Raw genomic sequence first — 13,170 nt, forward strand, 5'->3', positions numbered from 1 at the left:
GCAGACGTGGAAGCCGTGACCGGGACAGGGACAGGGACAGGGACAGGGACAGGGACAGGGGCAAGGCCTGAGACAGCATCAGGTCCGATGCGGGGACGCTGGGCGATTGCGGCCATGATCGCCGTCGCCATCGCCATCAGCTATCTCGACCGCCAGACCCTGCCCTGGGCGATCAAGTATATCGAAGCCGATATCCCGATCGGCAACCAGACCAAGGCCTTCCTCGATTCCGCCTTCCTGGCCACGTATGGCCTGATGTACCTGGGTGGTGGCTGGCTGCTCGACCGCGTGGGAACGCGCGCCGGCTTTCTGGCGATCATGGTGTTCTGGTCCCTGGCCTGCGCCAGCCACGGGTTTGCGGGCGGGATCGCGGCGCTGGTCGTCAGCCGCCTGCTGCTGGGCATGGGGGAGGGCGGGGGCTTCCCCGCCGCCACCCGCGCCGTCGCCGAATGGTTCGCGCCCCGCCACCGCGCGGCGGCCATGGGACTGGTCAATGCCGGCACGGCGGTCGGCGCGGTCATCGCACCGCCGCTGATCGCAGGCGTGCTGGCCTATGGCCACTGGTTCGGCCTGGCGAGCTGGCGCTGGGTGTTCTTTCTTACCGGCGGCCTCGGCCTGGCCTGGGCGGTCTGGTGGTTCCTGACCTATCGCACGCCGTCCGAGAGCGCGGACGCGGAAGTGACGAGCGGCCCCGCGCCGACGCTGGCCGGGCTGGTCGCCCGCCGCGAGGTGCGCGGCGTCGTCTGCGCCAAGTTCCTCAGCGACGGCGCGTGGTACTTCTACTTGTTCTGGCTGCCCAAGTACCTGTTCGAGGCGCATGGCTTCGACCTCAGGCAGGCCGCCACCATCGGTTGGATTCCCTATGCCGCCTCGGGCGTGGGCAGCCTCTGCGGCGGCTGGCTGTCGAGCCGCCTGCTTTCGTCGGGTCATTCGGTCAACGCCGCCCGCAAGATCGCGCTCGGCGCCAGCGCCGCCTGCATGCCCTGGGTCATGTTTGTGCCGGCTACCGCTTCGGTCGCGGCCGTGATCGCGATCTTCAGCCTCGCCTTCTTCGGCCAGCAGAGTTGGTCCACCCTGGTCATGACCCTGCCGACCGACCTGGTTCCGCGCCGCGCGCTGGGGCGGCTGGCCGGGCTGGTCGGCCTGGGGGGCGCTTTCGGCGGCATCGTCATGGGGCAGGCGGCAGGCTTGGCGCTCGACATGGGGCTGGGCTACCCGCCCGTGCTGACCGTGGCCGCCATGCTCCACCTGATCGCCTTCGCGCTGATCTGCCTCACCATTCCCCGCATCTCGCAACTTGATTTTTCAGGAAAGGTCCTGCCTTGAAGATCACCGAAGTCCGCACCCGCGTCGTCCAGTGGCAGGGCGATACCGTGCCGCTGCCGCCGCATTTCTGCACCAATCCCATGGACCTCGTGTCCCCCATGCTGTCGCCCGAGACCATGGGCACCTTCACGTTCCATGGCTGGCTGATCGTGGAGATATTCACCGACCAGGGGCTTGTCGGGATCGGCAATGCCGCGCTGGCGCCGCTCGTCACCAAGCAGATGATCGACCAGTACCTCGCGCCCCTGCTGATCGGGCAGGATCCGTGGGACAGCGAGTTTCTCTGGCAGCACATGTACCGCAAGACGATGGCCTTCGGGCGCAAGGGCGTGGCGCTGGTGGCCATTTCCGCGCTCGATATCGCGATCTGGGATCTCATGGGCAAGTCTGCGAAGCAGCCGGTATTCCGGTTGCTGGGCGGGCGCACCAAGGCGAAGATCCCGGTCTACGCCAGCCGTCTCTATTCGGTCCCGCTGAACGAACTCGCCCAAGAAGCCGCCCGCTACAAGGCGCAAGGCTACAAGGCGATGAAGCTGCGCTTCGGCTGGGGGCCCATCGACGGCGCAGAGGGCATGGCCCGCAACGTCGAACTGCTTCGCACCGTGCGCGAGACCGTGGGGGACGAGATCGACATCATGGCCGATGCCTACATGGGCTGGAGCCTCGATTATGCGAAGCGCATGATGCGGCTGATAGAGCCGTTCAACTTACGCTGGCTGGAAGAGGCGATCATCCCCGACGACATCAACGGCTATCACGAGCTGCGTCGCTTCGGCACTACCCCCATCGCGGCGGGCGAGCACGAATTCACCAGCTTCGGCTTCCGCCAGATGATCGAGGCCAGGGCGCTCGACTACTTCCAGTTCGACACCAACCGGGTGGGCGGCATCACTGCCGCGCGCAAGATCCAGGCGCTGGCGGAAGCCTATTCCATCCCGGTCGTCCCCCATGCCGGGCAGATGCACAATTACCATGTGGTGATGGCCAGCCTCAATTCTCCGATTGCGGAGTACTTCCCGATGGTGGACGTAGAAGTCGGCAACGAGCTTTTCTGGTACATCTTCAAGGGTGAGCCGCAGGCGGTGGACGGGTACATCGACCTGGACGACAATCTTCCGGGGCTCGGCCTCGAAATCGACGAGGATGCCCTCTCGCGCTTCAAGGTGATCGGATGACGAGGATGAAAGTGGCCGTGCTCGGCCTGGGTATCATGGGCTCCGGCATGGCGCGGCAGTTGCTGGCAGCGGGCTTCGAGGTCGCCGTGTGGAACCGCAGCGCGGACAAGGCGCGGCCGCTGGCGGATGAGGGCGCGCGGATTGCGGCCTCACCGGCGGATGCCGGAAACGGGGCTGCGGTCGTCATCGCCATGCTGGCCGACGATGCGGTGTCCCGCGCGGTCTGGACCGGCGAAGACGGCGCTCTGGCGGCCATGCACGAAGGGGCGATCGCCCTGGATTCCAGCACGCTCACCGGCGGTTGGGTGACCGAACTGGCGGCGCTGGCCGAGTCGCGCGGCGTGCGGTTCCTAGAAGCACCGGTGACCGGCAGCCGCGATCAGGCGGCGCAAGGCGCGCTGCGCTTTCTTGTCGGCGGGGCAGCGGACGTCCTCGAAGCCGCGCGTCCCGTGCTGGACGCGATGGGAGGCACGACGGTCCATCTCGGCCCGGTCGGCAGCGGTGCCACGGTGAAGCTCGCCAACAACTTCCTCTGCGGCGTTCAGGCGGCCAGCCTGGCCGAAGCCCTGGCGCTGTTCGAAAAGCGCGGACTCAACGTGGAGCAGGCCGTCTCGGTCCTCACCGAAGGCGCCCCGGCCAGTCCGCTGCTCAAGGCGGTCTCGCGCCGCATGCTCGACCGGGCCTACGATCCGCACTTCTTCGTGCCGCTGATGGCCAAGGACCTGAGCTACGCCGGTCAGGCTCTTGCCGAGGCCGGAATTCCGTCCACCATTGCGGAGGCGGCGCGGAAGCGGTTCCTCGATGCGGCGGCGGCCGGACATGGGGAGCAGGACATCGCCTCGATCATCGAACCGCTGCGGTAATCCCGCGGGCCCTTGCGGGGGGCGGCGATTGCGGTGCCGGAAGCATGACGCCGTCCAATCCCGGTTGCAGCATCCTGTTCGGCGAGGTAGAACAAGACGAGAACTTTCAAACGGGAATAGTCATGCTCAACACCGAGGAAAAACGCGCCCGCTTTCGCGCACTGCACCAGGATGGCTTCTTCATTCTCCCCAATGCCTGGGATGCCGGCAGCGCGAAACGGCTTGAAGCCCAGAGTTTCCAGGCCATCGCCTCCACCAGTGCCGGTGCGGCCTGGGCGCTGGGCAAGGATGACGGCCAACTGAGCTGCGACGAAGCGGTCGCGCATCTCGAAATGCTGGTCGCGGCAACCGGCCTGCCGGTGAATGCGGATTTCGAGAACGGGTTCGCGGACGCGCCAGAGGCGGTCGCCGCCAATGCCATGCGCGCGGCGGCCACCGGCATTGCCGCCCTGTCGATCGAGGATTGGTCGGGTAGCGCGATCTACGACCGAAGCCTCGGGGCCGAACGTATCGCGGCCGTGCGCGAAGCGCTCGATCCCGATGTCCTGCTGGTGGGGCGAAGCGAATTCTTCCGCGCGCCGGAAACGCCGGCCGCCGAATGGATCGCGCGTGCGGTCGCCTATAGCGAGGCCGGCGCGGATGTCCTGTTCGTGCCTTTCATGCTCGATCATGGCGCCGTTGCCGAACTGATCGCCGCCGTCGCGCCCAAGCCGGTCAACGTGCTGGTCGCCAGTTTCGACACGATCCCGGATTACGCGCGACTGGGCGCCCGCCGCTGCAGCGTGGGCGCGGCGCTTGCCGGCACGGTCTGGAAGGCCTTCGACGAGGCTGCGGCCGCGTTGAAGGGCTTCGAAGCCTGATCCGCACCTCGCGGCGATCTGCCGCGAGGGCGCGATTCTCTCTGCCGGCCGGTGAGAGCCTTTCCGGTTCGACCGGCCGCAGAACCATGCAATGCCATTCGCGCCAGGCCGACGCGGCGTCTATTTTCGGTCCATGTAGCAAAACTTACATTATAGTCGCTTAGTCGCGGGCCGTCCTCTTCTCGCTGCCGAGCCATTCGCCGTGACCGCGCCTCAAGTTCGCCCGATTGATCGTTGGTTCGTCGACGAAGTCCTGCCGCATGAGCGGGCCTATCTCGCTTATGCGCGCCGCACCGTTCGCAACGACGAGGAGGCGGGCGATATCGTGCAGGACGTCTACGCCAAGCTGTTCACGCTCGATGGGTGGAGCGCCATTGCCAATCCGCCGGGCTATGTGATGCGCATGATCCACAACCAGGCGATCGAGCGTATCCGCCAGGCCCGGGTCGTGACCATGCAGCCGCTGCCCGAACTGTCGCTGCACGAAGTTGCGGACGATACGCCCGACAGTTTCCGCACCGTCGCCGCGCGGATGCAGATGGCGCATGTCCAGAAAGCTATCGCAACCCTGCCGGAGCGTTGCCGGATCGCGCTGGTGCGCCGCCGCTTTGCAGAGGAAACCCCGCGAGAGATCGCCAGCGATCTCGGCATCAGCGTCTCCACTTTCGAGAAACGACTGGCGCGCGCGGTCGAACTTCTGACCCATGCCTTGACCCCGCAGGACCGAACTTGCGAGGCGCCATCGGAAGGCGTGCGGGAGAAGATGCTTCTCTGATTTGCGCCAGCTTGATAGACAAGGGTCTCAGGACCGACACTTAGCCGATCGCAACCCACTGCAGACGCCGCGATACATGACGAATTCGAAAGATCCTCTGGGTCAGGATGCCCTTCTTGCGGAAGCCTCGCGCTGGTTCGCGGCGCTGGACGCGGGAACCGCGCGTCCGGATGAGTTCGAGGCGTGGCGCACCGCCAATCCTGCCCACGCCGTGGCCTATGCGCGGATCGTCGCGAAATGGGAGGGCATCGCCGGGGCTCCGGTCGCCCCGGCCGTGCCTTCGCGCGCCAGTCGGCGGCAGTGGCTCAAGGTTGCCGCCGTGGGCGTGCCGATGGCCGTGCTCGGCTCCGGCTTCCTGGCCGAGCGCGCCTATGCCTGGGATTCGGCGAAGACCGGGATTGGCGAGACGAAGCGCGTGGCCTTGCCCGACGGCAATGTCGCCTACCTCAATACTGACAGTGCACTGTCCTGGCGGTTCGGCCGCCACGAGCGGACACTCCGGCTGGACCGCGGCGAGATGGCGCTGGACTTGCGGCACGGCGGCGCGGCGACCTTGCGCGCCAACGACGCTTCACTGCCGCTGGCGCCGGGCCTGTTCGACGTCAGGATCGAGGACGGCCATGCGGAACTGACGCTGGTGGACGGCGCGGCGCTGCATCTGCCGCAGACCGCGAGCGGCCTGACCTTGCGCCGCAACGATTCGGTCATTCTGGTCGAGGACGGCTCGCCGCGCCTGGAAACGCGCAGCACGGAGCAGGTGGCCTCGCTGATGGCATGGCGGATGGGCGAGATCGTTTTCCTCGACGAATCCGTGGCGGAGGCGGCGAGCGAGTTCAACCGGCATCTCACGCGCAAGATCACGGTGGGCGATTCCGAACTGGCGCGTGAAAAGATCGGCGGTCGCTTCGATCTCGACCGGCCGGACCAGTTTCTTCAGGCCGTGTCCCTGAGCCTGAACGCGCGTGTCGTGACCAATGCGACGGGTTACGAACTGATCCGCTGAATTTTTTTGCTTCGACTTGGAGGCAAACCTTTTCAATCCCGTCATCCCCGCGAATGGCGCAGACGTTGCGCCATATCGGGGGTAAGATTTTCATGTCCGTCCGTAGGTTCAATTCGCTTGTCGCCGCCATGGTCGCCTCGACCGCGATGCTTGCCGTTCCGGCGCAGGCTGCCACGATCTATTTCGACGTTCCGTCGCAGTCGCTGGGCCAGGCGCTGATCGCATTCTCGAAGCAGGCCAAAGTCAAGATCGTCTATCCGGCGGCCAAGATCCGCGGGCTGACGGCGGCTTCGGTGCGCGGCACGATGACCCGGCAGGAAGCGCTGAGCCAGCTGATCGCCGGTTCGGGCCTGCGCGTGGTGGGCGATGACGGTCAGGTGGTGGCGCTGGCGCAGGCCACGGAGGGAAACGGTCCCGTTGCTGCGGCGAGTGAACCGGCCCCGGAACCCGACATCGTCGTGACCGGCTATCGCCAGTCGATCGAGGAAAGCCTGGAGCAGAAGCGCCAGGCCAATGCCTTCGTCGAAGTCATCAATGCAGAAGACATCGGCAAGTTTCCCGACAAGAACGTCGCCGATGCCCTGCAGCGCATGCCCGGCGTGGTCATCACCCGCGACGGCGGCGAAGGTTCCCGCGTCAGCATTCGCGGGTTGCAGCCCGGTCTTACGCAGACTTTGCTGAACGGCAACTTCCTGGCCGGCGCAGACAGCGGCGATCCCCAGCGCTCGTTCAACTATGTGATGCTGCCCGCCAACTTCATCGCCAGCACCGAAGTCTACAAGTCTTCCGAGGCACGACTGGAGGAAGGCGGCATCGGCGGCACGATCATCCTGAACACTCGCCGCCCGTTCGACGTGCCTGCCGGATCGGGCTTCATCTCCGCCGAAGGCACGTATTCGGACAATAGCGACAAGTTCGAGCCGCAGATCGGCGCGCAGTTCTCGTGGAAGAACGAGGACGAGACGATCGGTTTCCTGGTCGGCGGCGTCTACCAGAAGCGCACCAACCGCGAGATGCGCTCCACCGCGGGCACCTGGCGCTGGTGGAGCGATCGCGGCGCCGATGGCCAGGTCCTCGAACGCGCGATCGACGTGAACGGCAATCCGATCGCCAACGATGCGGCGGTCTCCTACTGGACCGGCGGCGGCCAGAGCACGATCGACGGCGATCACTACACCGGATACTGGGCGCCGCAGTCCGTGCGCGCCGAAGTCTTCGACCAGGATCGTGAACGCTTCGGCATCCAGGCGACCGCGCAGTTCCGTCCGACCGAAAACCTGACGATTACTGCGAACTACTTCCGTTTCGAATATAGCAGCGACTATGTGATGAACCAGCTGACCATTCCCGAGTGGGGATATGGCAAGTTCTTCAGCGACGCCGTGTTCGACCAGAGCGGCACGGTGATGAAGTCCGCCGCCTTCTCGGTCGACGGCGCGCCCTGCCTTGCCGCGACGCCGATGTGCACGATGGAGACGCCGCGCCTCACGGGGTATTATTCCAAGGAGAAGCAGCACTCGCAGACGTTCGAAGGCGAGGCGCATTACAAGCGCGACCGTTTCGACGCGGTGCTGAAGGTGGGCAAGACCGCGTCCCGCGGCGGCCCGACGATGCGGTTCCAGGTCGCGGCCAAGCCGCGCATCACCGTGACGGGCCAGGAGCAGAACGGCAACTTCCTCAGCGCCTGGGATCTCAGCAGCAAGGGCGTGGCGATGGAGTTCTCGCCCGAACTGCAGCAGAACCTGATGAACGGCGTGGCCCAGATCGACATCGGCGGCACCAATTCCAGCTTCACCAACAGCGCGATCGACCAGCCCTACGTCCAGCTGGACCTCACCCGCTCGTTCGATGGCAGCTTCCTGCGCTCGATCCAGCTCGGCGGAAAATGGCGCCGCCTGAAGGTCCACCGCGAGACCGGGCGCAACGAATGGTACGCCGATGCGGAGAACAAGATCCGCTACCAGAACACGCCGGCCGGCGCCGTCGCGCAGCCGGAATACTTCTACGATACGCCGATGGGCAACATCAACGGCGGGTTCAGCGCCAACCTCTATCCCGGCGTCGATTTCAAGCGCTATCTCGACATCATCAATGAGCGCTACGGCCCCTCGGTGCGCGAGCCGGAGCCGAACAACGTCTACAATCTCAGCGAGGAAGCGCTGGGCGGCTATGCCCAGGCGAACTTCGGCAGCGGTGGCCTTCGCGGCAACCTGGGCCTGCGCGTCGTCAAGACCATCCAGCGCGACGAGACCTCGGACCGCCTCCAGTACCTCGTCGACTACTGCGTCGACGGACCGGGCGGCCCGTTCGATCCCAATCGCCCTCTGGGCGCGGACGGCAATTGCCAGGTCCTGCCGCTCGCCAGTCGCGAGATCATCGAGAACATTCGCCTGCACGAACGCAAGAGCTACACCGATGTCCTGCCCAGCCTGAACCTGTCCTATGACATCACCCCCACGCTGCTGCTGCGCGGCGCGGTGGCCAAGGTGGTGTCTCGGCCCTCGATCTCGGACCTCGCCGGGGCGCGTTCGCTGACCTACAAGTCGGAAGCCTATGCCTTCGACCGCGACCAGTTCGGCGAATTCGCCGGCTGGTCAGGCAGCGGCGGCAATTCCCAGCTCAAGGCGTTCAAGGCCTGGCAGTACGACATCGGCCTGGAATGGTACTTCCGCCCCGGATCGGTCGTCGGCGCCACGGCTTTCCGCAAGGACGTGTCGAACTTCATCGTTCCGCTGGTGATGGACGTGACCCGCGACGTGGCCGGCGAGCAAGTGCTGATCGAATCCTATTCCACGGTCGCCAACGGATCGAGCGCCGTCTCGCAGGGCGTCGAAGTCTATGCGCAGCACACGCTGCCCTTCGGCCTCGGCGCGCAAGTGAACTTCACCTACAACGACACCTCGACCGCCGACGTGACGCTCGACGGAGAGAAAGTCGGCACCTCGCCGCTGGTGGGCAGCGCCAAGACGCAGTTCAACGCCTCGGTCTTCTACGAGACCCGCCGCATGTTGCTGCGCGCCTCGTACAACCGCCGCGGAACCGTGGTGGGCGGCCTGTCCTCGGGCCTCAACACTTATACCGCGCCTTACGAGCAGGTGGACCTCAACGCCTCCTACGAGATCCGGGACGGCCTGATGCTCACTGCCTCGATCATCAACCTCACCAAGTCGCACGAGTGGCAGTACCTGGGCAGCGACACCAAGGACCGCCTGACCAGCTCGGTCTACTCGGGTCGCCGCGCTTACGTCGGTATCTCGTACAACTTCTGACGTTCCGGCCGGCCCTGCGCTGCAGGCGCCGGGCCGGCCCTTTGCCTTTCTTGCGGAAACCTTCTCCCATGCGCAAACTTGCCTTTGCCGCCCTTTCGTTGCTTGCGACCGTGCATGCTCCCGCCGCTCTCGCCTGGGGCGGGCGGGGCCACGCAGTGATCGACCAGGCCGCGCTCGATACGCTGCCGGACGACGGCCCGGTGTTCCTGCGCCGATATGCCGAATATATCGGCGAAGAGGCGGGGGCGCCGGATACCTGGCGGTCTTCCTCGGAGCCGTTCTCCAAGATCGACGAGGATCCCAACCATACCTGGTTCGTCGAGCGGCTCCGCTTCCTCGATCCGGTGCCGCGCTCCCGCTATGCTTTCGTGCTGGCGCTCCACCGCGAGCATGAGCGGGTGGTCAAAACCGACCCCAAGGCCGCCGAGCGCCTCAACGTGCGCTGGACGGGCACGATGCCTTATGCCGTGATGGAAGGCTACGGCCGCATCGTGGCCGGGATGCGGAGCCTGCGGTCCAAGCGTTCGAAGGGGGAACCGACCGCGCATATCGAGCAGACGCTGGCATTCTACACCGCCTGGATGTCCCACTATATCGCCGATGGCACCAACCCGCATCACGTCAGCATCCATTGCGAGGGCTGGTTCGGCGACAATCCCAGGAACTACAATCGCAGCGGCGGCATCCACGGCCATTTCGAGATCGGCTATGCGGATTCCATCGATCTGCAACCGGCCGATTTCGAAAAGCGCATCGGCGTGCCGCAGCGGCAGGAAGGCGACCTCTTCACCCACGTCCTCACGTTCCTGAACGAGAGCAACCGGGACGTGGAGACGATTTTCGCGCTCGACAAGCGCGGGGTGCTGGCAGACCCGGCGAGCCGCGAGGGCCGCGAATTCGTCTACCGCCGCAGCGCGGCAGGCGCCGCCATGCTGCGTGACCTGCTGACCCGCGCCTGGAAGGAAAGCGCCCGGCCGGGAGAGGGCGATCCGCGCCCGCAGGATCCCGCAGGTCCGCACTACGACCCGGAAACAGGATCGGCCCCAGCGCCGCTCACCGCCCCTTGACCAGGAGAACCTCCATGCTTTCGGTCTCCCCTTTCATGAGCCTGGATCGCCGCACCCTGATGAAGGCCGGCGGCGGCCTGGCGCTTCTGGCGGGTGTGCCTGCCTCCGCCGCGGTACTGACCCGCCCGCTCGGCGCCGATCCTTTCACGCTGGGCGTGGCTTCGGGCGATCCCTGGCCGGACGGCTTCGTGATCTGGACCCGGCTGGCCCCGCGCCCGCTCGATGAGCATGGAGGGATGCCGCAGGCTGCCGTGCCGGTGGGCTGGGAAGTGGCCGAAGACGCGGGCTTCCGCCGGGTCGTGAAGACGGGGCAGGCACTGGCGCGGCCCGAACTGGGGCATTCGGTTCACGTCGAACTGTTCGGCCTGCAGCCCCATCGCCACTACTGGTACCGCTTCACGGCACCCGGCAGCGATACCAGCCCTGTCGGCATGGCCCGCACGGCGCCCGCCGCGCAAGCCGCCGTCGATCGCCTGCGCATCGGCGTGGCGGGGTGCCAGCACTGGGAGGCGGGCTTCTTCGACGCCTGGGGCGCCCTGGCGCAGGAGCCGGACCTCGACCTCGTATTCCACTATGGCGACTACATCTACGAAGGCCGCGGCAACCCGAAGGCCGTTCGGCACCATGCGGGCGACGAGATCTACAGCCTTGACGACTATCGTCGCCGCTACGCGCAGTACAAGGCCGACCCGCACCTCAAGGCGGCGCACCAGGCCTGCGCTTTCGCGGCCTCGTTCGACGATCACGAAGTGGACAACAACTGGGCGGGCGACTTCGATCAGGACGGCACGCCGCCCGAAGTGTTCCTGCTGCGGCGCATGGCGGCCATGCAGGCCTGGTACGAGAACATGCCGGTGCGCCGCGCGATGGTCCCCGGGACGCAGGGCATCACGGCCTATCGCCGGCTCGACTACGGGCAATTGCTGCGCACCCATGTGCTGGATACGCGGACCTTTCGCACCGACCAGTCCTGCGGCGATGTCGCGCGTTCGGATGCCTGCACGCCGGAGGCCCATGCCAGCCCGCAGATGCTGGGCCATGCGCAGGAAGCGTGGCTGGACGAGGGGCTTTCGCGGCCCTCGACATGGAACCTGCTGGCCCAGCAGGTCATCGTCATGCCGCTTGACGTGCGCGCGGCGGGTGCCGGCAAGCCCACGTTCGAGACGGATCTCTGGGATGGCTATCGTCCGGCCAGGGCGCGTCTCGTGGAAAGCATCCGCAAAAACGGGCTGACCAATGTCGTGATCGCCACGGGCGATCATCACAAGCATGCGGCCGGTATCGTGCCGGAGCGCGACGAGGCGCCGGACGGCAAGGCCGTCGCCGTCGAGTTCCTGGCGACCTCGATCTCGTCCGGGGGCAACGGCCATGGCGAGGCCGGGCTGGCGCACGTTCTCGACAACAATCCCAACCTCGATCTCTACACCGATCGCAGGGGCTATCAGGTGTTCGATGTGACGCCGCGGCTTTGGACCACGCATGTGAAGGTGATGGACGACGTGGAAAAGCCGGACGGCACCGTGCGGACGCTGATGCGCTACGAAGTGGCGCCCGATGCTGCGGCGCTGCACCGGGCCTGACGGGCAACCTGTCTCCGGTCAGGCATGCAAGGGGTCAGGCCATGTGAAGGGTCAGGACCAGTGCCAGGCTCATCGCGCCCAGCACCAGCAGCGAAAGGACCACGGCGGCCGTGACCCGGCCGCCGGCGGACGCCACCGTGCGGACATCGACGCCCAGGCCGAGCGCTGCCATCGACACGACGGTCAGGAAGGTCGCCGTAGTCTCGGCGGGCGCGATCAGGCGCTCCGGCACGAGGCCGAACGAGCGCAGCGCGATGAGGGCCAGGAACCCGACGATGAACCAGGGCACAAGGTGATGAAGCGCCGGTCTCGCGCGGGCGGGGCGATCTCCGGCGGGGTCGCGAGGCCAGGTTCCTCCCGTTTCGTTGCAGAGACGCGGTGCGGCGAAGGAGAGCAGCAGGCACACCGGCCCGAGCATCAGCACCCGCACGAGCTTCACCAGCGTGCCCATCTGCACGGCCACCGAGCCCAGCGGCGCCGCAGCGGCGAGGACTTGCGGCACGGCATAGACGGTGAGCCCTGCGAGCGCGCCGTACTGCAAGCCGCCAAGGTGCAGGGCCGCTCCGAACAGCGGCAGCACGAGAACGACGACGACGCCCAGCACGGCGGTAAAGCCGATAGAGGCCGCCACGTCGTCACTTTCGGCGCCGATCACGGGGGCAACTGCGGCAATGGCCGAGTTTCCGCAGATCGAATTTCCGCAAGCGACGAGCAAGGCCATGCGCGCGGGCAGGTGAAGCAGGCGTCCGACCACGAAGCTTGCGGCAATGGCCAGCACCACTACCGCCGCGATGCCGAGCAGCAGGGCCGGTCCTGCCGCCAGGATCGTCGCGGCACTCACGGAAACGCCGAGCAGGACCACTGCCGCCTCCAGCAGGAACCGCGCGCTGAAGGCGATCCCCGCCTGCCAGCGCGGATCCGGCGTCCAGATGGAGCGCATGGCCGTGCCGATCACGATCGCCAGCACGAGCGCCTCCAGCCAGGCTTCGCCCAGTAGCGCCTGCTCGGCGCGCTGGCAGAGGTAAGCCGCGCCGGTGACGGCCAGGCAAAGCGCAAGGCCGGGGATCAGGCGGATCGCTCGGGTGCGCAGGGTCGGTGTCACGGCTGTCTCCTTGGGTCAGGAAACAGATGCTCTGCGAAGACCGATCATACTAATGGCGAGTTATTGTCATTCCAATCTGCCGGAGAGATCGATCGCGCGCCCTGGATTGGCGGTCCTGGCGGCCTAAGGCTTGCGCGCGACGTTTAAGCG

The 13,170-nt window shown here is 66.4% G+C and carries 10 protein-coding genes; 9 read left to right on the forward strand and 1 reads right to left on the reverse strand.

Annotated features, from left to right (window positions below; all coding sequences use genetic code 11):
* Positions 1 to 87 precede the first annotated feature (87 nt).
* The 9 genes from AC1VV3_RS16265 to AC1VV3_RS16305 all read left to right on the forward strand — a co-directional run bounded on the left by AC1VV3_RS16265 (position 88) and on the right by AC1VV3_RS16305 (position 11,918).
* The gene (locus AC1VV3_RS16265; protein WP_482962883.1) at positions 88 to 1,326 is read left to right on the forward strand and encodes an MFS transporter; all 1,239 of its coding nucleotides are present in this window, start codon (positions 88 to 90) and stop codon (positions 1,324 to 1,326) included.
* Complete coding sequence (locus AC1VV3_RS16270; RefSeq protein WP_482962884.1) at positions 1,323 to 2,501, forward strand: L-rhamnonate dehydratase; 1,179 nt, start codon at positions 1,323 to 1,325, stop codon at positions 2,499 to 2,501. Before AC1VV3_RS16265 ends, AC1VV3_RS16270 begins: the two co-directional genes overlap by 4 nt.
* Positions 2,498 to 3,364: an NAD(P)-dependent oxidoreductase gene (locus AC1VV3_RS16275; RefSeq protein ID WP_482962885.1), complete on the forward strand. Its 867-nt coding sequence runs from the start codon at positions 2,498 to 2,500 to the stop codon at positions 3,362 to 3,364. The genes AC1VV3_RS16270 and AC1VV3_RS16275 overlap by 4 nt, the downstream gene beginning before the upstream one ends.
* 122 nt (positions 3,365 to 3,486) lie before the next feature.
* Positions 3,487 to 4,224, forward strand: a complete 738-nt coding sequence (locus AC1VV3_RS16280; RefSeq protein ID WP_482962886.1) for an isocitrate lyase/PEP mutase family protein — start codon at positions 3,487 to 3,489, stop codon at positions 4,222 to 4,224.
* 202 nt (positions 4,225 to 4,426) lie between these two features.
* Complete coding sequence (locus tag AC1VV3_RS16285) at positions 4,427 to 4,999, forward strand: RNA polymerase sigma factor (protein WP_482962887.1); 573 nt, start codon at positions 4,427 to 4,429, stop codon at positions 4,997 to 4,999.
* 76 nt (positions 5,000 to 5,075) lie between these two features.
* On the forward strand, positions 5,076 to 6,002 hold the full coding sequence (locus tag AC1VV3_RS16290; RefSeq protein ID WP_482962888.1) for a FecR family protein: 927 nt from the start codon (positions 5,076 to 5,078) through the stop codon (positions 6,000 to 6,002).
* 92 nt (positions 6,003 to 6,094) lie between these two features.
* Positions 6,095 to 9,271 (forward strand): TonB-dependent receptor, encoded by a 3,177-nt coding sequence (locus AC1VV3_RS16295; RefSeq protein WP_482962889.1) that lies wholly within the window; start codon positions 6,095 to 6,097, stop codon positions 9,269 to 9,271.
* A gap of 68 nt (positions 9,272 to 9,339) precedes the next feature.
* Positions 9,340 to 10,338 (forward strand): phospholipase C/P1 nuclease family protein, encoded by a 999-nt coding sequence (locus tag AC1VV3_RS16300; protein ID WP_482962890.1) that lies wholly within the window; start codon positions 9,340 to 9,342, stop codon positions 10,336 to 10,338.
* 35 nt (positions 10,339 to 10,373) lie between these two features.
* The gene (locus tag AC1VV3_RS16305) at positions 10,374 to 11,918 is read left to right on the forward strand and encodes an alkaline phosphatase D family protein (protein WP_482962891.1); all 1,545 of its coding nucleotides are present in this window, start codon (positions 10,374 to 10,376) and stop codon (positions 11,916 to 11,918) included.
* Positions 11,919 to 11,952: 34 nt separating this feature from the next.
* Here AC1VV3_RS16305 and AC1VV3_RS16310 read toward each other — a convergent pair whose 3' ends face one another.
* On the reverse strand, positions 11,953 to 13,020 hold the full coding sequence (locus tag AC1VV3_RS16310) for a YeiH family protein (RefSeq protein ID WP_482962892.1): 1,068 nt from the start codon (positions 13,018 to 13,020) through the stop codon (positions 11,953 to 11,955).
* Positions 13,021 to 13,170: the final 150 nt, after the last annotated feature.

This window comes from Novosphingobium sp. BL-S-34, assembly GCF_056857015.1.